The organism is Chelativorans multitrophicus (assembly GCF_011317445.1).
Classification (GTDB): Bacteria; Pseudomonadota; Alphaproteobacteria; order Rhizobiales; family Rhizobiaceae; genus Chelativorans; species Chelativorans multitrophicus.
The window spans coordinates 517,949-543,382 of record NZ_JAAAPL010000002.1; the positions used below are offsets into that span (position 1 = coordinate 517,949).

Consider the following 25,434-nt stretch of genomic DNA (forward strand, 5'->3'; position numbering starts at 1 on the left):
TAAGAGGAGCGCAATTTTCCACGCTCCAAGCCAAGCTAAAAGGACAGCACCATGACTGCCATTGTCGACATCGTCGGACGTGAAATCCTCGACAGCCGCGGTAACCCCACCGTCGAGGTCGATGTCGTCCTGGAAGACGGTTCTATAGGCCGCGCGGCGGTACCCTCCGGCGCCTCGACGGGCGCGCATGAGGCTGTGGAATTGCGTGACGGTGGACCGCGCTACCTCGGTAAAGGCGTTGCGCGGGCGGTTGAAGCGGTCAACGGCGAGATTTTCGAAGCCATCGGCGGCCTTGAGGCGGAAGACCAGATTCACATCGACCGCACCATGATCGAGCTCGACGGCACCCCCAACAAGAGCAGGCTTGGCGCCAACGCCATCCTTGGCGTTTCCCTTGCGGTGGCGAAAGCCACTGCGGCTGCTTCCGGCCTGCCGCTCTATCGCTATGTGGGCGGCGCCTCGGCGCATATCCTGCCGGTGCCGATGATGAATATCCTGAACGGCGGCGCGCATGCGGACAACCCGATCGATTTTCAGGAGTTCATGATTATGCCCGTCGGCGCGCCGACGCTGCGCGATGCCGTGCGCTGGGGTTCGGAAATCTTCCACACCTTGAAGTCGGGGCTAAAGGCCGCCGGCCACAACACCAATGTGGGTGACGAAGGCGGTTTCGCGCCGAACCTGAAGGACGCCAATGCCGCGCTCGACTTCATCATGGCCTCCATCGAGAAGGCCGGCTTCAAGCCCGGCGATGAGGTGGCGATCGCGCTCGACTGCGCCGCGACCGAGTTCTTCAAGGACGGCAAATATGTCTACGAGGGCGAGGGGCAAACGCGCGATGCCCAGGCGCAGGCGGAGTATCTTTCAAAGCTCGCCGGCGAATACCCCATCATCTCGATCGAAGACGGCATGGCGGAGGACGATTTCGAGGGATGGAAAGCGTTGACCGATCTTGCCGGAAGCAAGGTGCAGCTCGTGGGAGACGATCTTTTCGTCACGAATGCAGCGCGCCTCAAAGACGGAATCAATATGGGGATTGCCAACTCGATCCTCGTAAAGGTCAATCAGATCGGCTCGCTGACCGAAACGCTGGAAGCGGTCGAAACGGCGCATAAAGCGGCCTATACTGCGGTGATGTCGCATCGCTCCGGCGAAACCGAGGATTCCACCATCGCCGACCTGGCGGTCGCCACCAATTGCGGGCAGATCAAGACCGGCTCGCTTGCCCGCTCCGACCGGCTCGCCAAATACAACCAGCTTATCCGTATCGAAGAACAGCTTGGCCGCGCCGCGCGTTATGCCGGGCGCACCGTGGTGCGGGGCTAAAGTTTCACGGCCCGGGGTAAAACATCCGGCGGAAATATTGCGACAGCGAAGGGCTGGACAGGGGTGCGCGGCAGATTGCGCACCCTTTGTCGTCCGCTAGTGAACGTTTTAGCGCTTGCCGCTTCAGTCGTTAAATTTATCAAAGAATTTTATTTAACTATCGGCGCAGGTCAGGTCACCCAGTCAGGCATTGATCCTTTGTTGGGTGTTATGATGACGAATATCCCGCAGGCGCTGCCGAAATCGCATGTAGCGGGCCGGTGATTTGCCGGCACGCTCTTCGGTTCGCAGGCATCCCTGCATTGCAATTGGAGGCGAGGCCCCGTGAGCACGGGAAGGCATCCTTCCAAATGTCGATGCAGCCTAAACTCTCCATTAAGCAAGCTGTGGTCAGATGCGGTGGAAGGAATTCGCCGCATGTGGACCCGCCATCACAAACGACGCAATACCGGCAGGCTGATCGTGCCTGCGGTGACTGCGCTCGTGCTTTCGTATTTCGGCTTTCATGCCTACCAGGGAGAATACGGCCTCAACGCCAAGGCGCAGCTCGAGCAGCGTGTGGCGTCTCTCGAAGCAGAGCTGGAGGCGTTGCGCAAAGCCCGTGGCAAGTTGGAGGAGCGAGCCGGCCTGCTCAGCGGCGATATGATCGAGCAGGACATGCTGGATGAGCAGGCGAGGCGAGCGCTGAATCTCTCGAAAGAAAACGAGATCGTCATCTTTTACAGGTCGAAATGAATTAACCGACATCAGGTTAATTTCTAAACTCCAAGTACTTTCAGCCACTTAGATAGCATAGCAGCCATGCATAAATCGCGTGGCGCAGGGTGTTATGTTCTGATAGCTTCCAATCCGCCAGGGGAGGGGTTAGCCGCAGCGCTGCACTCCCGCCATGGACTACATGGATGTCCTGCGGCAATATGTCGAACCCGAGCGGGCGGCGTGTTGTCAAGACGATCTAGGGAGCGAAACAGATGGCGAGAGCCGCCACCAAGACCTCTGCCAAACCGGCGCCTGCAAGGGCGGGAACCAGACCCGCCAAGAAAACCATCCCGATGCTGAACGACACTCCGGTTCTCGATATACCGAAGCCGGAAGAATTCACGAAGGAGCAGGAACTTTCCTCGTTCCGCGAGATGCTGCTCATCCGGCGCTTCGAGGAGAAGGCCGGTCAACTCTACGGAATGGGCTTTATCGGTGGCTTCTGTCACCTCTATATCGGTCAGGAAGCGGTCGTCATCGGCATGCAGATGGCGATGAAGGAAGGCGACCAGGTGATCACCGGCTACCGTGATCACGGGCATATGCTTGCCACCGGCATGGACCCGCGCGGCGTGATGGCCGAGCTAACCGGCCGGCGAAGCGGTTATTCCAGGGGCAAGGGCGGCTCGATGCACATGTTCTCCAAGGAGAAAAATTTCTTCGGAGGCCATGGCATCGTCGGCGCGCAGGTCCCGCTTGGAACGGGTATAGCGCTTGCCAACCGCTATCGCGGCAATGACAGCGTTTCGCTCACCTATTTCGGCGATGGCGCGGCCAATCAGGGGCAGGTCTATGAGAGCTTCAATATGGCCTCGCTCTGGAAGCTGCCGGTCATCTACATCATTGAAAACAACCGCTACGCCATGGGGACGGCTGTATCCCGCTCTTCCGCGGAAACCAACTTCGCGCATCGCGGCCTGTCTTTCAAAATACCCGGCGTCCAGGTGGACGGAATGGATGTGCGCGCGGTGAAGGCCGCCGGCGATATGGCCGTCGAATGGTGCCGTTCGGGCAAGGGGCCGATCATCCTGGAAATGCAGACCTATCGTTATCGCGGACATTCGATGTCCGACCCGGCCAAGTACCGCTCGAAGGACGAAGTGCAGAAGATGCGCTCGGAGCATGATCCCATCGAGCAGGTGCGCAAGCGCCTTCTGGACAAGAAGTGGGCAAGCGAAGACGACTTGAAGGCCGTGGACAAGGAGGTGCGCGACATCGTCGCCGATGCGGCCGATTTCGCGCAATCCGATCCCGAGCCGGATCCGTCCGAGCTCTATACCGATATCCTGATCTAAGGGGGGAGTGTACCTATGCCCACGCAGATACTCATGCCCGCTCTCTCTCCGACCATGGAAGAGGGCAACCTCTCAAAATGGGTGAAGAAGGAAGGCGATAAAGTTGCCCCGGGAGACGTGATCGCCGAGATCGAGACCGACAAGGCAACCATGGAAGTGGAAGCCGTTGACGAAGGCACGCTCGGCAAGATCCTCGTTGAAGAGGGCGCGCAGGGCGTGCGAGTCAATACGCCAATTGCCATACTGCTCGCCGATGGCGAGAGCGCCGACGATCTCGGCAAGGATGCGGTCACGCCGCCCCCAGCCCGCGCCCAGGCCCCGGCCGAAGTTCATGCCGACCAGCAGGCGGAAGGCTTTCCCAGGCCCGCCGCCACGCCGAAGGCAGCCACGCAGCCCATGCCCTCCGATCCGGATATCCCGGAGGGTACGGAGATGGTCGAAATGACCGTGCGCGAGGCGCTGCGCGATGCCATGGCCGAGGAAATGCGGCGCGATGCTGATGTCTTGATCATGGGTGAGGAAGTTGCCGAATACCAGGGCGCCTACAAGGTGACCCAGGGCCTGTTGCAGGAATTCGGCGCCAAGCGCGTGATCGACACGCCCATTACGGAGCATGGTTTCGCTGGAGTTGGCATCGGCGCGGCTTTTGCCGGGTTGAAGCCCATTGTCGAGTTCATGACTTTCAATTTCGCCATGCAGGCGATGGACCAGATCGTCAACTCGGCTGCCAAGACGCTCTATATGGCGGGCGGGCAGATGGGAGCGCCGATCGTCTTCCGCGGACCGAATGGCGCGGCGGCGCGCGTGGCCGCCCAGCACAGCCAGGATTATGCCGCCTGGTACAGTCACATTCCCGGCCTGAAGGTCGTGATGCCCTATACCGCGGCAGATGCAAAGGGCCTGCTGAAGGCTGCGATTCGCGATCCAAATCCGGTGATCTTCCTCGAAAACGAGATCCTCTACGGCCAGAGTTTCCAGGTACCGAAGCTCGATGATTTCGTGCTGCCTATTGGCAAAGCGCGGATTCATAAGCAGGGCCGGGATGTAACGATCGTCTCTTTCGGCATCGGCATGACCTACGCCATCAAAGCCGAGGAGGAACTGCGGGGAATGGGCATCGATGTCGAGATCATCGACCTGAGGACCATCCGGCCCATGGATCTCGATACCGTCGTTGAATCGGTGAAGAAAACAAACAGGCTCGTGACCATCGAAGAAGGTTTCCCGCAATCCTCCGTCGGCGACCACATCGCTTCCAAGGTGATGCAGCGCGCTTTCGATTATCTGGATGCGCCGATCATCACCATAGCAGGCAAGGATGTGCCGATGCCCTATGCGGCCAATCTGGAGAAGCTCGCTTTGCCGAGCGTGGTGGAAGTGGTCGAGGCGGTGAAAGCCGTCACCTACCGGGCCTGAGGAGGAGTAAGCCATGCCGATCCAGATCACCATGCCGGCCCTCTCGCCCACCATGGAAGAGGGCAATCTTGCCAAGTGGCTGGTTAAGGAGGGGGACAGCGTTTCGCCCGGCGATGTGATCGCCGAGATCGAGACCGACAAGGCGACGATGGAAGTGGAAGCCGTTGACGAGGGCACCGTGGCCAAGATCGTCGTGCCCGAGGGCACACAGGGCGTGAAGGTGAATGCGCTGATCGCCATTCTCGCCGGTGAGGGTGAGGACGCGGCTCAAGCGGCGAAGGCGAGCGGAAACGGTGGCGCGGCGGCGGCTCCCGAACCCAAACCGGAGGCAAAGCCCGAGGCGACGCCTTCCGCGTCTAAGCAGCCGGAAGAAGCGGAGAACCGGCCTGCGCCTGCCGCTAAACCGGCCGCCCCACAACCCTCCGCCGATAAGGACGGCCGCGTTTTTGCCTCGCCGCTTGCCCGCCGCATCGCCAAGGATGCCGGCATTGATCTGTCGGCCATATCCGGTTCCGGCCCGCGCGGACGCGTGGTGAGAGCGGATGTGGAGGCTGCGATCAGCGGCGGAACTGCAAAGCCTGCCGCGGCGGCGCCCGAAGGGCCAGCTCCGGCTCCCAAGCCCATGTCGGACGAAGCGGTGCTTAAACTGTTCGAGGAAGGCTCTTACGAGCTCGTGCCGCATGACGGCATGCGCAAGACCATCGCGCGCAGGCTGGTCGAGGCGAAAAGCACCATCCCGCATTTTTATCTCACGCTCGACTGCGAGATCGATGCCCTTCTGGCGCTCCGCAAGCAGCTCAACGACGCCGCGCCCATGGTGAAGGCGGAGGCCGGCGAAAAGCCCGCATACAAGCTCTCGGTCAACGACCTGATCATCAAGGCTTGGGCGTTGGCGCTGAAAGCGGTGCCGGAGGCAAATGCGTCCTGGACCGAGAGCGCGATGATCAAGCACAAGCACGCCGATGTCGGGGTCGCGGTCTCTATTCCCGGAGGGTTGATCACGCCCATTGTAAAAAGGGCCGATGAGAAGACGCTGTCAGTTATCTCCAACGAGATGAAGGATTTGGCCGCTCGCGCCCGCAACCGCAAGCTCAAACCGGAAGAGTATCAGGGGGGCACATCGGCCATTTCCAACCTGGGCATGTTCGGCATCAAGGATTTCGCGGCAGTGATCAATCCGCCACATGCGACAATCCTTGCGATCGGCGCGGGCGAGGAGCGGCCTGTGGTCAGGAACGGAGAGATCAAGATTGCCACGGTGATGTCAGTCACGCTCTCGACAGACCACCGCGCGGTGGATGGGGCGCTCGGAGCTGAACTGCTTACCGCCTTCAAACGGCTGATTGAGAATCCCTTCGGAATGCTCGTCTAGGTCTTTGCCTGCCGTTCTTCGGGAATGCGGGGTCTGGAGGAGATAACGAGGTTGCTCGTATGAAGACCATCCTTTGTTACGGTGACTCCCTCACTTGGGGCTATGATGCCGTCGGACCCTCACGGCATGCTTATGAGGATCGATGGCCCTCCGTACTGCAAGGCCGCCTCGGTAGCAGTGCGCGGGTGATCGCCGAGGGGCTTTGCGGCCGCACAACTGCGTTTGACGACTGGGTCGCTGGTGCGGACCGGAACGGTGCGCGCATCCTGCCGACGCTTCTTGCGACCCATTCACCGCTTGACCTCGTTATCGTCATGCTCGGGACGAACGACATGAAATCGTTCGTTTGCGGGCGCGCTATCGGCGCCAAGCAGGGGATGGAGCGGATCGTCCAGATCATCCGCGGGCAGCCTTATTCCTTCAATTATAAGGTACCGTCGATTCTTCTCGTGGCGCCGCCGCCGCTGTGCGCTACCGAAAACAGCGATTTCGCGGAAATTTTTGAAGGTGGCATGGCTGAATCGCAAAAGCTCGCGCCGCTTTATGCCGCGCTGGCCCAGCAAACCGGATGCGCCTTCTTCGATGCAGGCACTGTGGCCCGCACGACACCGCTCGACGGTATTCACCTCGATGCTGAAAACACGCGCGCCATTGGTGCCGGCCTGGAGCCGGTGGTCCGCCAAGCGCTTGGATTGTGATTAAGGAGTTTTGCGTGGCTGAAAGCTATGACGTCATCATCATCGGCTCCGGGCCAGGGGGGTATGTGACCGCCGTGCGGTCGGCGCAACTGGGCTTAAAGACCGCGATCGTTGAACGCGAACATCTGGGGGGCATCTGCCTCAACTGGGGTTGCATTCCCACAAAGGCGTTGCTGCGATCGGCGGAAATCCTCCACTACGCGCAGCACGCCAAGGATTACGGCCTGAAGCTCGATGGCTCGATCGCGCCCGATACGGCTGCTGTGGTCGACCGTTCCCGTAAGGTCTCGGCACGTCTCAACACCGGCGTTGGCTTTCTGATGAAGAAGAACAAGGTCGACGTCATCTGGGGCGAGGCAAAGATAAGCAAGGCCGCGAAGGCGAATGAGCCGGGCGAGATCGTGGTTTCCAAACCGTCAAAGAAGGCGATGGAGCCGCAGCACCCGGCGCCGAAGAACACCCTGGGCGAGGGGACCTACAAGGCCAAGCACATCATCCTGGCCACGGGCGCCCGGCCGCGCGTGCTGCCCGGTATCGAGCCGGACGGCAAGCTCATCTGGACCTATTTCGAGGCGATGGTGCCGAAGGAAATGCCGAAATCGCTCATCGTCATGGGCTCCGGCGCCATCGGTATCGAGTTCGCCAGCTTCTACCGCACCATGGGCGCGGACGTGACCGTGATCGAGCTCTTGCCGCAGATCTTGCCGGTTGAAGATGCCGAGGTTTCCAAATTCGCCCGCCGTCAGCTTGAGAAGCAGGGCATGAAATTCCACGTCGAGGCCAAGGTCACGAAGGTGGAGAAAGGGGCAAACCAGATTACTGCCCATGTGGAAATGAAGGACGGGAAGGTGGAAAAAATCACTGCCGACCGGCTCATTTCCGCGGTGGGCGTGCAGGGCAATGTCGAGAATTTGGGCCTGGAAGCGCTTGGCGTGAAGGTCGAACGCGGGACGGTCGCGGTCGATGGCTACGGGCGAACGAATGTGCCCGGCATTTATGCGATCGGCGATGTGGCGGGGCCGCCGATGCTTGCCCACAAGGCCGAGCATGAAGGGGTGATCTGCGTTGAGAAGATCGCCGGCGTGCCCGGTGTGCATGCGCTCGACAAGAGCAAGATTCCGGGCTGCACCTATTGCCAGCCGCAGGTGGCGTCTGTCGGCTTGACGGAAGAAAAGGCGAAGGAGGCGGGTCGCGACATTCGTGTCGGCCGCTTTCAATTCGGCGCCAATGGCAAAGCAATCGCACTTGGCGAAGATCAAGGTTTCATCAAGACGATTCTCGACAAGAAAACCGGCGAGCTTCTTGGCGCGCACATGGTTGGCGCCGAAGTAACGGAGCTCATCCAGGGCTTTGTTGTCGCGATGAACCTGGAAACCACCGAAGAAGAACTTATGCACACCATCTTCCCTCATCCTACGCTTTCGGAGATGATGAAAGAGAGCGTGCTCGACGCGTATGGTCGGTCGTTGAACGCTTAAGGGCGGGACCGGGCAGCCGGGCCAGCTTTACTTGGATGATTGATCCGAAACCAAAGCAGGGAGACTTCGTATGGAGGGTCTTGGTTGGATTTTGACAATTATTGTCGGCGGCCTTGCGGGTTGGATAGCCGAAATGATTATGAAGACGAATACCGGAATTCTGGCAAATATTATCATCGGCATTCTGGGCGCCGTCATCCTTAATGCTATTCTTGTGGCAGTTCTTGGTTATACTTTCGGTGGTGTTATCGGACAGCTCGTCGTCGCCATTATCGGCGCGTGCATCCTGATCTGGCTTTACCGGCTGATTCGCGGCCGTTCCTGACACTGCCGTTAAAAAATGCGCCCGCCTGCGGAACAGCAGGCGGGTCTTTCGTATCCGTCGGAAACGCTTATATGAGACCGGCGAACAGAAAGTAGACAATATGGTCACCGTCCTCGACACCGTCTCCAAGCCGCGCCCGCGCCATCCCGAGAAGGCGCATCGGCCCGATCAGGAAGTTCTGCGCAAGCCGGACTGGATCCGTGTCAAAGCGCCTACCTCCAGGGGCTATTTGGAAACGCGCGAGATCGTGAAGACCAACAAGCTTGTCACGGTCTGCGAGGAGGCGGGCTGTCCCAATATCGGCGAATGCTGGGACAAGAAGCACGCGACCTTCATGATCATGGGTGAGATCTGCACCCGTGCCTGCGCCTTCTGTAATGTCGCGACGGGCATTCCCGGCCCGCTCGATCCGAACGAGCCCGCCAACGTGGCGAAAGCTGTCCGCGAGATGGGGCTGAACCACGTCGTCATCACCTCCGTCGACCGGGACGATCTGAATGACGGGGGCGCGCAGCATTTTGCCGACGTGATCCAAGCGATCCGTGCGGCGACGCCGCAGACCACCATCGAGATCCTGACGCCGGACTTCCTGCGCAAGGACGGCGCTTTGGAGTTGGTCGTGGCCGCCAAACCAGATGTCTTCAACCACAATCTGGAGACAGTCCCCTCGAAATACCTGACGGTGCGCCCTGGCGCCCGCTACTTCCATTCCATCCGGCTCTTACAGAGGGTGAAGGAGATCGATCCTTCGATCTTTACGAAATCCGGAATTATGGTCGGGCTTGGCGAGGAGCGAAACGAGGTGCTTCAGCTGATGGATGACCTGCGCTCGGCGGATGTCGATTTCATCACAATCGGGCAGTATCTCCAGCCCACTAAAAAGCACCACCCAGTGAAGAAGTTCGTGACGCCGGAAGAGTTCAAATCCTACGAGACCATCGCCTACACCAAGGGCTTTCTAATGGCTTCCTCCAGCCCGCTCACGCGATCTTCGCACCATGCGGGCGAGGATTTCGAGCGCTTGCGCGCCGCGCGCGAGGCACGGCTCTCCCTGGCGAAGACGGCTTAAGACGCTTAATGCCCAAGCACGAGACGGTTCGAAGGGTCAGTCATCCACCCGATCAGATGTTCGCCCTGGTGGCGGATGTGGAAAGCTATCCCGAATTCCTGCCGATGTGCGAGGCGCTGACGGTGCGTTCGCGAAAGGAACGCGACGGAATAACCATATTGGTGGCCGACATGACCGTTGGCTACAAGGCCATCCGCGAAACCTTTACGAGCCAAGTCGTGCTGAAGCCCGCGGAAAGCACCATCGATGTGCGTTATATCGACGGGCCGTTTCGCTTCCTGCAGAACCACTGGCGTTTCGATCCCGCTGGCGAAAATCAGACGGATGTGCATTTCTTCATAGAATATGAATTCAAGAGCCGCATGCTCGGCATCTTGATGGGAGCGATGTTCGACCGCGCTTTCCGCATGTTCTCCGAAGCGTTCGAGCGTCGCGCCGACCAGATTTACGGCCGCATGGCCTGAGCCGCAGCGAGGAGAAGCCGCAGCGCAGTGATAACGCTCTCGCGGCGGATTGCGGCGCGGCCGAGATCGGCAAACTCCCGCTTTTCCGCTGTCGCGCGGGTGTCTTTCGTCGCGACTGCGAACCACACGAGGCCCACGGGCTTTTCAGGCGTGCCGCCCCCGGGTCCCGCAACACCTGTTATCGAAACGGCAATATCGGCATTCGAATGGGCGAGTGCGCCCGCTGCCATCTCGCGCGCCGTTTCGGCCGAAACGGCGCCGAAAGCAGCGAGGGTTTCGCTGGAAACGTCCAGCATTTCGGCCTTCGCCTCGTTCGAATAGGTAACGAATCCGCGCTCAAAGATTTTGGAGGAACCCGCAATGTCCGTTAAGGCGGCGCTTACCAAGCCGCCCGTGCAGGATTCGGCGGTGGCGAGCTTCAAGTCGCGCTCTTCGAAAACGCGTAGAACCTCCCGTGCCAGTTCTTCGCTATCTTCCATCGAAAGCTCCGCCGATCAGTTTCCCAGGGAGCCAGGGTAGGCGACCGTAGCCGTGGCGATCGCCGCGATCCCCTCGGCCCGGCCAATGAAACCGAGCCCCTCATTGGTAGTCGCCTTGACGGAAACGCGCTCCGGCGAAATCTGCAACATATCCGAAAGTTCCGCCAGCATGGCCTCGCGATAAGGCCCGATGCGCGGCGCCTCGCAAATGAGCGTGACATCAGCATTGGCGATGCGCCCGCCGCGCGCACGTAGGAGATTGACCGCGTGTTCGACAAAAATGCGGGATTTTGCGCCTTTCCATTGCGGGTCCGAGGGCGGAAAGTGGGTGCCTATATCGCCGGCCCCACAGGTGGCGAGCAGCGCATCTGTAAGGGCGTGCAGACCCACATCCGCATCGGAATGACCCATCAGGGTTTTGCCGTGAGGGATTTGAACACCGCACAGAGTTACATGGCCACCCGGACCGAACCCATGCACATCATATCCATTGCCTACCCGGATATCCGGCAACTCCGTCATGGCGGGTCCTAACCTTTGGTCGGCCAGAGCAATATCCTTGGCCCATGTGAGCTTCACATTGTCCGGCGAGCCGCTGACAAGGCGGACCGAAATGCCTGCCCATTCAGCGATAGCTGCATCGTCCGTGAAATCCGAACGGCCGGACTGCCAAGCTTTCTGGTGTGCCTCATAGATCGGGCGAAAAGGGAAGCCTTGAGGAGTCTGAGCGGCAAACAGACCGTCGCGCGGCACGGTGCCCGTTATGATGCCGTTCACACCCGAACGTTTCAGCGTGTCGGACACCGGAAGTGCGGGAAGGGCACCGCTGTCCTCACCCACGGCCTCTATGACGCGCTCAATCAATGCTTCATCGATGAATGGCCTTACGCCGTCATGGATAAGCACGATATCAGGCTTCACCTCTTCGAGCGCGGCAAGCGCAAGCCGCGTCGATTCCTGCCGTGAGGCTCCGCCATGAACGGCGCGGATATCGCCATCCAGTCCTTCGCGTGCCTGGTTGAAGAGGGAGCTATCCTCTGGATGGACGGCAACGGCGATTGTGCCGACGCGTTTGCTCTTCGCCAAGACTTCAAGTGTGTGGCGGATGACAGGCTTGCCGCCAATCAGCCGGTATTGTTTCGGGCCGTTCTGGGCCTGGCCGGCCCGCTCGCCGCGCCCTGCAGCAACCACCACAACGGCAACTCGACGGTTGCGCCTATCCTTTTCAAAAGGTGCGTTCATGCCGAAGACGCATAATTGCGGCAAGGTTGAAAAGCTACCGGATTCTCTGCCATTACAACGCAGCTATTGCGCAACACGCACGAAATGTCTAACAAATGGGCATTCAGCAAGGATGCCTTATTCTTGAGCAACAGTGCGCTGCAAATCCTTTCCCAACCGCTTCAGGTCGGCGCGGTCCGGCTGCGGAACCGCGTGTTCCTGGCGCCTATGTCCGGTGTGACGGATCTGCCGTTTCGCATGCGCGCTTATGCGCATGGCGCCGGGTTGGTCGTATCCGAGATGGTGGCCAGCGGTGAGCTGGCGAAGGGCAGGGCGGAGAGTGCAAGGCGCATCCGCCGGCCCGATATCGACGTCCACATGGTTCAGATCGCCGGTCGCGAAGCGCGCTGGATGGCCGAGGCGGCGCGCATCGCCGTGGACGAGGGTGCGGACATCGTCGACATCAATATGGGCTGTCCGGCCAAGAAAGTGACGGGCGGCTATTCCGGCTCCGCTCTCATGCGCGAGCCCGATCACGCACTGTCGCTGATCGAGGCGGTGGTAAAAGCCGTGGATGTGCCGGTGACAGTCAAGATGCGGCTTGGCTGGGATGATGCGTGCCTCAACGCGCCCGAGCTTGCTCGCCGGGCTGAAGCCGCCGGCGTGGCGATGGTGACGGTTCATGGGCGCACGCGCTGCCAGTTCTATACCGGTCAGGCAAATTGGAAAGCGATAGCGGAGGTCAAGCAGGCGGTCTCCATCCCGGTCGTCGCCAATGGGGATGGCGAAGGACCGTTGGAGGCTGCGACTATGCTCACCCAATCAGGCGCTGACGCCGTGATGATCGGCCGGGCGCATTACGGCGCGCCGTGGAAGGCCGGCGCGCTGGCGCATGCCGCAGACGGCAGTGCGGCGCCTGGCGTACCGGCCGGTACGGCCGAGATGGCAGATTATGTTGCGGCGCATTACGTGGATATGCTTTCGCATTACGGCACGGGGCAGGGAACGCGCCACGCAAGAAAGCATATCGGATGGTATCTGGACCGTCATTCAGCCCCTGATCCCGCTTTGCGGCGCTCGATTATGACGGAAACGGACCCTTCTAAGGTGCTCCACCTTATTGGCGGGATATTTTCTCAACCGGGTCTCGTGCAAGGGCTAGCCGCATGAACGCTAAAACGTCCGGCGTGGCGCAACTCGCCATCGATTCCATCGGTCACCCGGTGGTGATGGTAGACGAGAACGGCTTTTTCACCTTCGCCAATGCGGAGGCGGAGAATTTCTTTCGGCTGAGCGCCACGATGCTTGCGCGCCACCAACTTGCCGATTTCGTACCGTTCGGCAGCCCGCTGCTGACGCTCGTCGAGCAAGTGCGCGAGCGACGCGCGCCCTTCAATGAATATCGCGTCGAAATCTCCTCGCCCCGTCTCGGACCGGACAAGATCGTCGATATCTATGTGGCGCCCGTTTCAGAGCTTCCAGGCTCGGCAGTCATCATGTTCCAGGAACGGTCAATGGCGGAAAAGATCGACCGGCAGATGACCCATCGGGGCGCTGCCCGGTCCGTCACAGGGCTTGCCGCCATGCTGGCCCATGAAATCAAAAACCCACTTTCCGGGATACGCGGTGCGGCGCAGCTCCTCGAACATGTGGTTTCAGATGAGGACCGTGCGCTGGCACGCCTGATCACCGAGGAGACGGACAGGATCGTCGCGCTTGTCGATCGCATGGAGGAGTTTTCTGACGAGCGTCCCGTCGACCGCGAGCCGGTGAATATCCACGTCGTGCTTGATCATGTGAAGGCGATCGCCAAGAACGGCTTCGCCAGGCACATCAACATAATCGAAGAGTACGACCCCTCGCTTCCGCCCATTTTTGCCAATAGGGGCCAACTTGTTCAGGTCTTCTTAAACCTCATCAAGAATGCCTCGGAAGCTATTGGAAACGCTTCAACTGGCGAAATCAAGCTCTCCACTGCCTTCCGGCCCGGCATCCGCTTTTCCGTGCCCGGAACGCGTGAACGGGTCTCCCTGCCGATGGAATTCTGCGTCCATGACAACGGTCCGGGCGTCCCCGAAGACATTCAGGCGATTATTTTCGACCCGTTCATCACCACGAAGCCGAACGGCTCCGGGCTGGGATTGGCGTTGGTCGCAAAAATCGTCGGAGCGCATGGCGGCGTGATCGAATGCGATTCGTCCTCACGCGGAACGACTTTCCGTGTGCTCATGCCGGCGTGGCGTGGCGATCCGCCGTCGTTGGTGGCGGGCCGGCGGAAGAAAACGGATGCGAAGGCATGAGCGCACAAGGCAACATTCTGGTGGCCGATGACGACGCGGCCATTCGCACGGTCCTCAATCAGGCGCTGTCGCGCGTGGGGCACCAGGTCCGCGTGACGTCGAATGCCGCGACGCTTTGGCGCTGGGTTGCCGCGGGCGAGGGGGATCTAGTCATTACCGATGTGGTGATGCCGGACGAAAATGCCTTCGACATGCTTCCGCGCATCCGAAAAGCGAGGCCGGACCTGCCGGTCATCGTCATGAGCGCACAGAACACCTTCATGACTGCGATTCGTGCGTCGGAGGCAGGCGCTTACGAATACCTGCCCAAGCCCTTCGATTTGACGGAGCTTCTGGGCATAGTCGGTCGGGCTCTGGCAGAGCCGCGCAGCAAGGCAGTCGAGACGCGGACGAACGATACGCCGGAAGCGATGCCGCTCATCGGCCGCTCGCCGGCCATGCAGGATATCTACCGCATGCTTGCCCGCATGATGCAGACGGATCTCACCGTCATGATCACCGGCGAATCGGGGACTGGCAAGGAACTCGTCGCGCGGGCTCTACATGAATTCGGCCGCCGCCGTAACGGCCCCTTCGTCGCTATCAACATGGCGGCCATACCCCGGGACCTGATCGAGTCGGAACTCTTCGGCCACGAGAAAGGGGCTTTCACGGGCGCGCAGCAGCGCTCTTCCGGTCGCTTCGAGCAAGCTGAAGGTGGCACGCTTTTCCTCGATGAAATCGGCGATATGCCCATGGAGGCCCAAACGCGGCTCCTGCGAGTGCTCCAGCAGGGCGAATACACCACGGTGGGCGGACGCACGCCGATCAAGACCGATGTGCGAATCGTTGCTGCCACGAACAAGGATTTGCGCGCGCTTATCAATCAGGGGCTTTTTCGTGAAGATCTCTTCTACCGCCTGAATGTCGTCCCGCTGCGGCTGCCGCCGTTGCGCGAAAGGTCGGAGGATATACCCGATCTGGTGCGTCATTTCTTTGCACAAGCGGAACGGGAAGGACTCCAGCCCAAGCGCATCGCCACGGGCGGGGTCGACGCCATGATGAAATATCCATGGCCCGGCAATGTGCGCGAACTGGAAAACCTAGTGCGCCGGTTGGCCGCGCTATACCCCCAGGACGAGATCTCCGAGGAAATCATACTGGGCGAGCTTCATGGTGGGATGCCGGCCGCCAATTCGCCTTTGAATGATGGAGCGGGGCAGGACCTGCCACTTGGGCAATCCGTGGAACAATATCTGCAGCGCTATTTCCGAGGCTTCGGTTCAGCGCTTCCGCCGCCGGGCCTCTACCACCGCATTCTGGCCGAGGTGGAGTATCCACTGATCCTTGCGGCTCTCGCTGCCACCCATGGCAATCAGATCCGGGCGGCCGAACTGCTTGGGGTCAACCGCAACACACTGCGCAAGAAGATCCGCGATCTTAGCGTCGATATCTATCGGACGGCCAAAAACCCCTGAATTGAGACCACAGCTTTAGGCGCAGCAACAAGCTCGTTGCAAAATCGCCACATTGCGTTGCATATCTGCAACGCAAAGACTCTGCAGGTGGGATAGGGATGAACAGAGGGGCGCCCATAACGGCTGGCAAAGCCTCTTATCAGACAGGCGCATCCAACGACGGTCGCCGCCTGATGGCGCTGCCCGGCATCATTGCCACGGCAGGGGCACTGGTGACGGCTGCCATCTCCTTTGCCGTGCTGCTTGGCCTTCTTCAGCCCTACATCACGCCGGATGCGCGTACGACTCTGGTCCTGATCGGCATCAATGCCGCCTTCATTCTCATCCTCCTTGGCCTGATTGGTCGCGAAGCACACCGGATCTACGCCGCGCGGCGCGGCGGCAAGGCTGCAGCGCGGCTGCATGTGCGTATCGTCGCCATGTTCTCGCTGGTGGCGGCGATCCCGGCGATCCTCGTGGCGGTGGTCGCATCTATTACGCTCGATCTTGGCCTTGACCGCTGGTTCGAGCTCCGGACCCGTGTGATCGTCAATTCGTCGCTGTCGATCGCGGATGCCTATGTGCGCGAGAACGCCGGCACGCTGCAGGGTACGACGCTTTCGATGGCGATCGACCTCGACCGCTCCCGCTCGCTCTACAATCTTGACCGCAACGGCTTCCGGCAATTGCTTACGCAGCAGACAATCGGGCGGGGACTCGCGCAGGCGGCGCTGATCCGCGAGGATGCATCGGCGATTATAGCCGCAGACATTCCGGATATGGCAATTCCAACGCCGCGCGAGGGGGCCTTGCGACAGGCAGCCGATGGCCGGCCGGTGCTTTTCGATCTGCCGCCCGGCAATCTAATCGCGGCCATCGTAAAGCTTCATAATATCCCCGACGCCTATCTCTATACCCTGCGCGAACTCGATCCGCAGGTCATCAAGGCGCAGCGGCTTGTGGCCGCCAATACAGGGGAATATCGCTCCCTGGAGGCAAACCGCTTCAGTACGCAGGTTGCCTTTGCGCTGCTATACCTGATCGTTACGCTTGCCATAGTGCTCGCCGCCATCTGGACGGGCATAGCCGTGGCCGACCGGATTGTGCGTCCGATCCGGCAGCTTATTGGAGCGGCAGATGCGGTTTCGATGGGCAATCTGGACGTGGCTGTGCCGGTGCGCGGCTCCGATGGTGACGTTGCCTCCCTTGGCGACACCTTCAACAAGATGACGCTCCAGCTCAAGACGCAGCGCGACCAGCTCATCTCGGCGCGCGACATGATCGACGAGCGCCGACGCTTCACGGAGGCGGTGCTCTCGGGCGTCACGGCCGGCGTTATCGGCGTGAACGCCAATGGGACCGTGTCGATCGTCAACCGCTCGGCCGAGACCATGTTAGGGATCGACGGCGAGAAAACGATCGGGAAGAATCTTTCCGCCGTGCTGCCTCAGTTGGGCGCGGTTTTCGAGACCGGACGCTCAACCGGCAGGAAAGTGTACCGGGACCAGGTGACCTTCTATCGGCAGGGAGCGGAACGCACCTTCAATATCCAGATCACGACGGAGGAGGCGGTCGGTGAAACCCAGCAGCGTTCCTATGTGGTCACCGTGGACGACATTACCGACCTCGTCCAAGCGCAGCGTTCCACTGCCTGGGCCGACGTGGCGCGACGAATCGCGCATGAGATCAAGAACCCGTTGACGCCGATTCAACTTTCCGCCGAGCGCATCCGTCGGCGCTTCGGGAAGGTGATTACGGAGGACCGCGCCATTTTCGACCAATGCACGGACACCATTATCCGGCAGGTCGGTGATATCGGTCGCATGGTGGACGAGTTCTCTGCCTTCGCGCGTATGCCGAAGCCCGAGATGAAGCGACTGGACCTTCGCGAGCCGCTTCGTGAAGCTTCCTTCCTGATCGAGGTGAGCCGGCCCGACATCAAAATCGAGAACGACCTTGGCGGCGTGCCGCTGGTGGGGCGTTTTGATACCAGGCTGATGAGTCAGGCTTTTGGCAATGTTATCAAGAACGCGGCGGAAGCTATTGATGCTGTACCTCAAGAGGAAAGGCGCCCAGGGGCGATCCGGGTTTGCGCGCGCGACATCGGAAATGCAATCGAGGTGCTTGTGATGGACAACGGCAAGGGCCTGCCGCGAGAAAACCGGCAGAGGCTGCTGGAACCCTACATGACCACGCGCGAGAAGGGCACAGGGTTGGGACTTGCCATCGTGAAGAAGATTATCGAGGACCACGGCGGCAAGCTGGAGCTTCTCGATGCGCCGCAGAGCTTTCATGAGGGCGTGGGAGCAATGATTCGGATGGTCTTGCCGGTCACGCAAGCGGATGCGGGGAATGGGGCAGGGACGGATAATTCGGTAGACAGGACGGAAAAGGTCGACAATGGCGTCTGACATACTAGTCGTCGACGATGAGGAAGACATTCGCGAATTGGTCGCCGGAATCCTCAGCGACGAAGGACATGAAACCCGAACGGCGGGGAATAGCGATGCGGCACTGGCAGCGATTGCAGAGCGTGTGCCGCGGCTGGTTCTGCTTGATATCTGGCTTCAGGGCTCAACCCTCGACGGGTTGGCGCTCCTCGATAAGATCAAGGAGATTCATCCCGATTTGCCGGTGGTGATGATTTCCGGGCATGGCACCATCGAGACCGCCGTCTCTGCGATCAAGCGCGGCGCTTATGATTTCATTGAAAAGCCGTTCAAGGCCGACAGGCTGATCCTCATCTGCGAGCGCGCGCTCGAGACTTCCAAACTTCGCCGCGAGGTGCTGGACCTCAAGAAACGCAGCGGCGAGAGCTTTGATCTTGTCGGAAATTCGCCAGCGATCAATCATCTGCGCCAGACGATCGAGCGTATTGCGCCCAGCAACAGCCGCGTCATGCTGATCGGTCCCTCAGGCTCGGGAAAGGAGCTGGCGGCGCGGGCGATCCACGCCCTGTCGAACCGGGCCGGCGCTCCCTTCGTGACCTTGAACGCCGCCTCCATCACGCCGGAACGCATGGAGATCGAACTATTCGGAACGGAATCGAATGGCGGGGAACGTAAGGTTGGCGCGCTTGAAGAAGCTCATCGAGGTACGCTCTATCTCGACGAGGTTGCAGACATGCCGCGCGAGACGCAGGGAAAAATCCTGCGCGTGCTCATTGACCAGCAATTTGAGCGGGTAGGGGGTACGAAGCGGGTCAAGGTCGATGTACGCATCATCTCCTCGACGGCCCGCAACCTGGAGCGCATGATCGAGGAAGGGCGGTTCCGCGAGGATCTCTACCATCGCCTGGCCGTGGTGCCCGTCGCGGTTCCCGCGCTTTCGGAACGGCGCGAGGACATTCCGTTGCTTGTCGATCATTTCATGCAGCAGATTACAAGCCAGGTGGGAATCAAGTCGCGCCGGCTCGGCGAGGATGCCATGGCGGTTCTCCAGGCGCATGACTGGCCAGGCAATATCCGTCAGCTGCGAAACAATGTCGAACGGCTGATGATTCTGACGCGTGGCGACGACGGTGATGACCCGATCACAGCCGACCTCCTGCCTTCGGAAATTGGCGACGTGATGCCGCGTGTTCCCACCCAATCGGACCAGCATATCATGGCTCTGCCCTTGCGTGAGGCCCGTGAGCTGTTCGAGAAGGAATATCTTCTTGCGCAGATCAATCGATTCGGCGGCAATATTTCTCGTACTGCCGAATTCATAGGGATGGAGCGTTCGGCGCTGCACAGGAAACTGAAGTCGCTGGGCGTCTGACGGCCCTCGGAGAATGGAATGAAAGTCATCATTTGCGGCGCGGGCCAAGTGGGCTATGGGATTGCCGAGCGCCTTGCGGCCGAGCAGAACGATGTCTCCATCATCGATACCTCGCCGGATCTTGTCCGCTCCGTACGGGACACGCTGGACGTGCGCGGCTTCGTCGGCCATGGCGCCCATCCCGATATTCTGGCGGCCGCGGGCGCTCAGCAGGCGGACATGATTATTGCCGTGACCCTCTTTGACGAGGTGAACATGGTCGCGTGCGAGGTCGCGCACGCGCTCTTCAATGTGCCGACGAAGATCGCCCGCATCCGTTCGCAGGCCTATCTTCAATCGCACTACATGGATCTTTTCTCGCGAGAGAACCTGCCGATCGACGTCATCATCTCCCCGGAGCTGGAGGTGGGCGAGATGGTATTGAGGCGTATCGCCCTGCCGGGTGCAACGGACGTGGTCTCCTTCGCCGAGGGGCATGTGGCGATGGTTGCAATCGAGTGCCTCGAGGAATGCCCGGTTATCAACACACCGCTTTCGCAGCTAACGGAGCTGTTTCCGGATCTGCCATCCACCGTCGTTGGCATCTCTCGCGGGGGGCACCTCTTCGTTCCCCGCTCGATCGATCAGCTGATGGCGGGTGATCTGGCCTATGTGGTCACCACCAAGGATCAGGTGCGGCGAACGCTCGGCCTTTTCGGTCACGATGAGAAGGAGGCAACGCGCATTGTAATTGCCGGTGGCGGAAATATCGGCCTTTATGTTGCTCGTGCGCTCGAGCAGAAGCAGAGCCGGACCAAAGTGAAGCTGATCGAGAGCAATCATGCCCGGGCGGTGACCGTCGCCGACCAGCTGCGTCGCACTGTCGTGCTGAATGGCAGCGCTCTCGAACAAAAGCTGCTGCTCGAAGCCGATATCGACCATGCCGACCTGATGGTCGCGCTGACGAACGACGATCAGGTGAACATTCTCTGCAGCGTGATTGCGAAGCGGCTGGGATGCCGGTCCAATCTTGTCCTGATCAACAACCCTACATATCACGACTTCGCGCGGACGCTTGGCATCGATGCCCATGTGAACCCTCGGGCGGTGACGATCTCACGCGTGTTGCAGCATGTGCGGCGTGGACGCATCCGGGCCGTCCACAATATCGATCGTGGAGCTGCGGAGGTGCTGGAGGCCGAGGCACTCGAGACATCGCCGCTTGTCGGGCCGCCGCTCAACGAACAGGAACTGCCTGACGGGATGCGCATCGGCGGCGTTTATCGCGACGGCCAATTCATCAGGCCAAGCGGATCGCTGCGGATAAAGCCCAAGGACCGCGTCGTCATCTTTGCGCTTGCCGATGCCGTAAGGCAGGTGGAGCAGCTGTTCCGCGTCAGTTTGGAATTCTTTTGATCATCGGCTGTCTTTAAGGAGTCTGGAATGCCGCGCATCGCCTATGTGAATGGCCGCTATGTTCATCATGCGGACGCCGCCGTTCACATTGAAGACCGGGGTTATCAATTCGCCGACGGGGTTTACGAGGTCTGTGAGATCGCCAGAGGCTATATCATAGACATGACTCGCCATCTCGATCGGCTCGACCGGTCCCTGCGCGAGCTTGGGATCAGCTGGCCGATGAACCGCAAGGCATTGGAGCTCGTCCTGCGCGAGGTGGCGCGGCGCAACAAGGTGAGCGATGGGCTCGTCTATCTACAGGTCACGCGCGGCGTGGCGCCGCGCGATCACTTTTTTCCCGCGCCTGATACAAAGCCGGCAATTGTCGTGACCGCCAAGCGGCTCAATCCCGCAATCTCCAACAGCCGTGCCGAGACGGGCGTGAAGGTCATCACCGTTCCCGAAAACCGGTGGGAGCGGGTGGACATCAAGACGGTCGGGCTTCTGCCCAATGTGCTCGCAAAGCAGAAGGCGCGTGAGGCTGGGGCGGCCGAGGCATGGTTCATCGACAGCGACGGCTCTGTGAAAGAAGGCGCTTCCACCAACGCCTGGATCGTCACCACTGACGGAAAATTGATCACACGTCCTGCGGAATTTGGCATCTTGCGCGGCATAACGCGCACCACTTTAATGGATTTGGCCGCTAAGATGGGGCTCGAGGTGGAGGAGAGGGCGTTTTCAGTCGAGGAGGCCCAGTCAGCCCGTGAGGCTTTCATTACCGCGGCTTCCACGGTCGTAATGCCGGTTGTCGAAATAGATGGCCGGCCGGTGGCGAATGGTCACCCGGGATCTCTTACCTTGTCGTTACGTCAGTCGTTTTTTGACGTTGCGGAAAAGAGTCCTGCCTGTTAACCCACTCCAGTAAGCCGATGCGCAAGAGGCGTTCGGCGCGGGCGCGGCAGGAGGGCAGTTGCCGCGCTTGACGGGCGGGATCAGTTTTGCGCTACTGCCAGCGAAGCGCAGGGGATGAAAAAAAACAATGGCGGAACGTTCCCAAAATCTGCAGGATTTATTTCTCAACACCGTTCGCAAGAGCAAGAACCCGCTGACGATATTTCTGATCAACGGCGTGAAATTGACAGGTGTGGTTACATCGTTCGACAATTTCTGTGTTCTTCTGCGCCGGGATGGGCACTCACAGCTTGTCTACAAGCATGCGATCTCCACGATCATGCCCAGCCAGCCGGTGCAGCTGTTCGAGGCGGAGGAAGGTAGTCGGGAAGGCTGATTGGCAGGAAAACCCAAGGCGCACCATGCGGCGGGAGTCGCCCAGGATGGGGCGGGTGCTTCAGCGCGCACCAAGGCTGTCGTCGTAGCGCCTAGCGTTGCGGCGCGTGCTCGCGCTGCCGTCGAGGATGGTGAGCAGCGGCGGCATATACCACTTTCGCCTCAGGCCAAACTGGACGAGGCTGTAGGGCTTGCCGAGGCAATCGATCTCGAGATCACCCACAGTGAGTTTTTCACGGTCGCGCAACCGCGGCCGGCAACGCTGATCGGTGCGGGCAAGGTCAAGGATCTGGCGAATATCGTGGCCGAGACGGGCGCGGAGCTCGTCATCATTGACCATCAGCTTACCCCGGTTCAGCAACGGAATCTGGAGCGCGAGCTCAAGGCCAAGGTGCTCGACCGCACCGGTCTGATACTCGAGATTTTCGGACGTCGCGCGCGGACGAAAGAGGGGCGTTTGCAGGTTGACCTCGCTCATCTCGAATATCAGCGCGGCCGGCTTGTTCGCAGCTGGACCCACCTGGAGCGGCAGCGCGGCGGCGGCGGCTTCATGGGCGGCCCAGGCGAAACGCAGATCGAGGCGGATCGCCGCCTCCTGCAAGAGCGTATAATCCGCATTAAACGTGAGTTGGAGACCGTCCGTCGCACTCGTGACCTGCATCGCACCAAGCGGCGCAAGGTGCCTTTTCCCATTGTTGCGATTGTTGGCTACACGAATGCCGGCAAATCGACGCTCTTCAACAGGCTTACCGGCGCCTCGGTGCTGGCGGAGGATATGCTGTTTGCCACGCTTGATCCGACGCTGAGGCGCGTTCGTTTCCCGCACGGGACCGTCGTGATTCTTTCCGATACGGTCGGCTTCATCTCCGACCTTCCGCCGCATCTCGTGGCTGCTTTCCGAGCAACGCTCGAAGAAGTGGTGGAAGCGGATGTCATCCTGCACCTGCGCGACATTTCCGATCCCGACACGGCGGCCCATGCCAGAGACGTGGAACAGGTGTTGGCGAGTCTCGGCGTGGATACCTCCGATCCGGCCCGTGCGGTCGAGGTTTGGAACAAAATCGACAGGTTGAGCGAGGCTGATCGCGAGCGATTGTTGCGCGACGATATCAACAAAACGGCGCCTATCGCCATCTCGGCCATAACGGGTGAGGGAATTGAGGACCTGATGGCTCTTGTCGAGGAGCGTCTTTCAGGCGAGGTTTCCGAAGTCCTTTTTACCCTTTCTTCCGAACAGATGGGACTGATGGATTGGATTTACCGGCACGCCCGAGTCACGAACCGGAAGGACAACGAGGACGGCGGCTCCACAGTGAAAATTCGCGCTACTCAAGCGGCGCGTGAGGAAATTAGCCGGAGATTATCTAGGAATAACAAAGGGTAGGGAGGATTATTTAATCTTCTTCGCTTCCTGCCAGTGCGCTTCCATTTCCTCAAGTGAGGCAGCGCCGAGCGCCTTACCTTCTTCGCGCAAGCGCCGTTCGACAGAATGAAAGCGGGTGCGGAATTTCTCATTGGTGCTTCGTAGCGCGCTCTCGGGATCGACACCCAAATGCCGGCCGAGATTGACCGTTGCAAAAAGGAGATCCCCGAACTCCCCCGCAATGGCTGGCTGCCTGCCTGCCTCCATTTCCTGCCGCAGTTCACCGATCTCTTCCTCTATCTTGTCGAGAATCGGTCGGGCGGCACCCCAGTCGAAACCGACACGTGACGCTTTTTCCTGAAGCTTCAGCGCTCGCATCAAGGCGGGCAGGGCGACCGTCACATCGTCCAGGTAGCCGCGCTCGGTCTGCCCGCCGCGGCGCCGGCGCTCGGCTTTCTCTTCCGCCTTGATGCGTTCCCACATGCCCTTGGCCATCCCGGCCTCACGTGCATCGTCATCCCCGAACACATGCGGGTGGCGGCGGATCATCTTCGTCGTGATCGCCTCGACGACATCGCCGAAGTCGAAGTGACCGGCTTCCTCCGCCATGCGGGCGTGGAAAACGACCTGAAGAAGCAGATCACCCAGCTCGTCACGCAAGTCTTGCATATCATCGCGCTGGACGGCGTCGAGAACCTCGTAGGCCTCCTCAATCGTATAGGGTGCGATGGTCGAAAAATTCTGCTGCACGTCCCACGGGCAGCCGGAATCCGGATCACGGAGCGCGGCCATGATCTCGATCAGTCGGGAAATGTCCTTGGACGGTTTCATCGGGCGAGGGCTCCGTATGGTGATGGCGAAGCCGTATCGCGCATCCGCCCGGTTCTCAAGCTTCTCGGTCGCGCAATGGCGGAGGATTGTCATTGAATTTCAAAAAACAGTACACCGTCGGAGCGGATTGCATAAGATAGATTATGGAACTTAGATGTCGTTCTCCCATAGTCCGTGATGACGAGAGCCCGCGCATCAGTTAGCACCGTGCGGTGATCCGCGGATCCCGAGGCCGGGCTCGGATTGGCGATTATCGTTGGCTATTTCCGGGCATCACGACACCTGTCGAGGCGATAAAACTTTTCTGCGTTGGCGCCGAATACCATCAACCGCTCCTGATCAGTGAGGTCCGACAGAAGATCATCTGTCGCAGTCACGACCTCATCATAGGATGCGGCGAGAAGACAAACCGGCCAGTCGGATCCAAACATCACGCGCTCAGATCCGAAACACGAAATGACATGATCCACGTAAGGTCGCAGATCGTCTTTGGACCAGGTTTCCCAGTCCGCTTCTGTCACCATGCCGGAAATCTTGCACCACACATTGGGACGTTTCGCGATGTCGGAGATGAGATCCTTCCAGGGCTGGAGCGCGGATTCGGCAATCCGTGGCTTACCAATGTGGTCAACGACAAGCCGTGCATCCGCGGGCAGCGAGTCCGCGCAAGCGATAGCCGCGGGCAGTTCACGCTCTTTGACGAGAAGATCATATGCAAGCCCAGCCTCATGGACGCGCCTTATACCGCTGACAACATCTGGGCGGGTGAGCCATGCGGAATCCTCCTCGTCGTGAGCCTGATGGCGGATGCCGACGAGGTATCTCCCGCCTGGCTCATCCTTAAGCGAGGCAAGCGTCTCCGGCAGCTCGGGCGACGTCAGGTCGGCCCATCCCACGACGCCGCAAACGAAATCGGTTTCCTCGGCCACAGCGAGGAACTCCCGCGTTTCGCCGAGATCCGGGACGGTCTGCACAGTCACCGTCCCGGAGATTCCGGCTGCGGCAAGCAGCGGACGCAGATCCCCCGGCCCCATCGGTCGCCGGATCACCTCCATCTCCGGGCCCTGCATCCAGTAGTAGTCCCTTTTGCGAGGATCCCAGAAATGGTGATGGGCATCGATCCGCATTGCGCAAGTTCCTTCCTTGAATTGAACGATAGAGCGCGCCGCCATCACC

The 25,434-nt window shown here is 60.1% G+C and carries 23 protein-coding genes; 19 read left to right on the plus strand and 4 right to left on the minus strand.

Annotated elements, in window-relative coordinates:
* The first annotated feature begins 51 nt into the window (after positions 1 to 51).
* The 10 genes from eno (at position 52) to GNP00_RS13280 (ending at position 10,202) form a co-directional block, all read left to right on the plus strand.
* On the plus strand, positions 52 to 1,326 hold the full coding sequence (gene eno / locus GNP00_RS13235; protein WP_011580970.1) for a phosphopyruvate hydratase: 1,275 nt from the start codon (positions 52 to 54) through the stop codon (positions 1,324 to 1,326).
* 417 nt (positions 1,327 to 1,743) lie between these two features.
* Positions 1,744 to 2,061, plus strand: coding sequence for an FtsB family cell division protein (locus GNP00_RS13240; protein ID WP_011580969.1), 318 nt, complete (start codon positions 1,744 to 1,746; stop codon positions 2,059 to 2,061).
* Between the two features lie 236 nt (positions 2,062 to 2,297).
* Positions 2,298 to 3,380: a pyruvate dehydrogenase (acetyl-transferring) E1 component subunit alpha gene (pdhA, locus tag GNP00_RS13245; protein ID WP_011580968.1), complete on the plus strand. Its 1,083-nt coding sequence runs from the start codon at positions 2,298 to 2,300 to the stop codon at positions 3,378 to 3,380.
* 15 nt (positions 3,381 to 3,395) lie between these two features.
* Entirely contained in the window at positions 3,396 to 4,796 is a 1,401-nt protein-coding gene (locus GNP00_RS13250; RefSeq protein WP_011580967.1) for a pyruvate dehydrogenase complex E1 component subunit beta, read from the plus strand.
* A gap of 13 nt (positions 4,797 to 4,809) precedes the next feature.
* Entirely contained in the window at positions 4,810 to 6,168 is a 1,359-nt protein-coding gene (locus tag GNP00_RS13255; protein WP_011580966.1) for a pyruvate dehydrogenase complex dihydrolipoamide acetyltransferase, read from the plus strand.
* A 59-nt stretch (positions 6,169 to 6,227) separates the two neighbouring features.
* On the plus strand, positions 6,228 to 6,866 hold the full coding sequence (locus GNP00_RS13260; RefSeq protein WP_011580965.1) for an SGNH/GDSL hydrolase family protein: 639 nt from the start codon (positions 6,228 to 6,230) through the stop codon (positions 6,864 to 6,866).
* Between the two features lie 14 nt (positions 6,867 to 6,880).
* Positions 6,881 to 8,344, plus strand: a complete 1,464-nt coding sequence (gene lpdA, locus GNP00_RS13265; protein ID WP_011580964.1) for a dihydrolipoyl dehydrogenase — start codon at positions 6,881 to 6,883, stop codon at positions 8,342 to 8,344.
* A gap of 70 nt (positions 8,345 to 8,414) precedes the next feature.
* A complete protein-coding gene (locus GNP00_RS13270; protein WP_011580963.1) occupies positions 8,415 to 8,669 on the plus strand; it encodes a GlsB/YeaQ/YmgE family stress response membrane protein in 255 nt (84 codons plus the stop codon).
* A gap of 52 nt (positions 8,670 to 8,721) precedes the next feature.
* Complete coding sequence (lipA, locus tag GNP00_RS13275) at positions 8,722 to 9,738, plus strand: lipoyl synthase (protein WP_343034345.1); 1,017 nt, start codon at positions 8,722 to 8,724, stop codon at positions 9,736 to 9,738.
* 8 nt (positions 9,739 to 9,746) lie between these two features.
* Positions 9,747 to 10,202, plus strand: coding sequence for a type II toxin-antitoxin system RatA family toxin (locus GNP00_RS13280; protein ID WP_011580961.1), 456 nt, complete (start codon positions 9,747 to 9,749; stop codon positions 10,200 to 10,202).
* Here GNP00_RS13280 and GNP00_RS13285 read toward each other — a convergent pair.
* Positions 10,184 to 10,681, minus strand: coding sequence for a CinA family protein (locus GNP00_RS13285; protein ID WP_011580960.1), 498 nt, complete (start codon positions 10,679 to 10,681; stop codon positions 10,184 to 10,186). The genes GNP00_RS13280 and GNP00_RS13285 overlap by 19 nt on opposite strands.
* Before the next feature lie 15 nt (positions 10,682 to 10,696).
* Positions 10,697 to 11,923, minus strand: a complete 1,227-nt coding sequence (locus GNP00_RS13290; protein WP_011580959.1) for a bifunctional 2-C-methyl-D-erythritol 4-phosphate cytidylyltransferase/2-C-methyl-D-erythritol 2,4-cyclodiphosphate synthase — start codon at positions 11,921 to 11,923, stop codon at positions 10,697 to 10,699.
* Between the two features lie 84 nt (positions 11,924 to 12,007).
* Here GNP00_RS13290 and dusB point away from each other — a divergent pair, with 84 nt between their 5' ends.
* The 9 genes from dusB (at position 12,008) to hflX (ending at position 23,448) form a co-directional block, all read left to right on the plus strand.
* Positions 12,008 to 13,072, plus strand: coding sequence for a tRNA dihydrouridine synthase DusB (dusB, locus tag GNP00_RS13295; protein WP_011580958.1), 1,065 nt, complete (start codon positions 12,008 to 12,010; stop codon positions 13,070 to 13,072).
* Positions 13,069 to 14,202 carry a two-component system sensor histidine kinase NtrB gene (locus tag GNP00_RS13300; protein ID WP_011580957.1) on the plus strand — a complete coding sequence of 378 codons (1,134 nt, stop codon included), beginning with the start codon at positions 13,069 to 13,071 and terminating at the stop codon, positions 14,200 to 14,202. The genes dusB and GNP00_RS13300 overlap by 4 nt, the downstream gene beginning before the upstream one ends.
* Entirely contained in the window at positions 14,199 to 15,659 is a 1,461-nt protein-coding gene (gene ntrC, locus GNP00_RS13305; protein ID WP_011580956.1) for a nitrogen regulation protein NR(I), read from the plus strand. The genes GNP00_RS13300 and ntrC overlap by 4 nt, the downstream gene beginning before the upstream one ends.
* Before the next feature lie 98 nt (positions 15,660 to 15,757).
* Positions 15,758 to 18,049: a sensor histidine kinase NtrY-like gene (locus GNP00_RS13310; RefSeq protein ID WP_011580955.1), complete on the plus strand. Its 2,292-nt coding sequence runs from the start codon at positions 15,758 to 15,760 to the stop codon at positions 18,047 to 18,049.
* On the plus strand, positions 18,039 to 19,400 hold the full coding sequence (gene ntrX / locus GNP00_RS13315) for a nitrogen assimilation response regulator NtrX (protein WP_011580954.1): 1,362 nt from the start codon (positions 18,039 to 18,041) through the stop codon (positions 19,398 to 19,400). Before GNP00_RS13310 ends, ntrX begins: the two co-directional genes overlap by 11 nt.
* Positions 19,401 to 19,418: 18 nt before the next feature.
* The gene (gene trkA, locus GNP00_RS13320; protein WP_011580953.1) at positions 19,419 to 20,795 is read left to right on the plus strand and encodes a Trk system potassium transporter TrkA; all 1,377 of its coding nucleotides are present in this window, start codon (positions 19,419 to 19,421) and stop codon (positions 20,793 to 20,795) included.
* Between the two features lie 27 nt (positions 20,796 to 20,822).
* Complete coding sequence (locus tag GNP00_RS13325) at positions 20,823 to 21,689, plus strand: D-amino-acid transaminase (RefSeq protein WP_011580952.1); 867 nt, start codon at positions 20,823 to 20,825, stop codon at positions 21,687 to 21,689.
* A 127-nt stretch (positions 21,690 to 21,816) separates the two neighbouring features.
* On the plus strand, positions 21,817 to 22,065 hold the full coding sequence (gene hfq, locus GNP00_RS13330; protein ID WP_011580951.1) for an RNA chaperone Hfq: 249 nt from the start codon (positions 21,817 to 21,819) through the stop codon (positions 22,063 to 22,065).
* Positions 22,066 to 23,448, plus strand: coding sequence for a GTPase HflX (gene hflX, locus GNP00_RS13335; protein ID WP_011580950.1), 1,383 nt, complete (start codon positions 22,066 to 22,068; stop codon positions 23,446 to 23,448).
* A gap of 6 nt (positions 23,449 to 23,454) precedes the next feature.
* On the opposite strand, the gene mazG is transcribed toward hflX, so the two are convergent.
* Positions 23,455 to 24,258 (minus strand): nucleoside triphosphate pyrophosphohydrolase, encoded by an 804-nt coding sequence (gene mazG, locus GNP00_RS13340; protein ID WP_011580949.1) that lies wholly within the window; start codon positions 24,256 to 24,258, stop codon positions 23,455 to 23,457.
* 260 nt (positions 24,259 to 24,518) lie between these two features.
* Positions 24,519 to 25,385, minus strand: coding sequence for an amidohydrolase family protein (locus GNP00_RS13345; RefSeq protein ID WP_011580948.1), 867 nt, complete (start codon positions 25,383 to 25,385; stop codon positions 24,519 to 24,521).
* Positions 25,386 to 25,434: the final 49 nt, after the last annotated feature.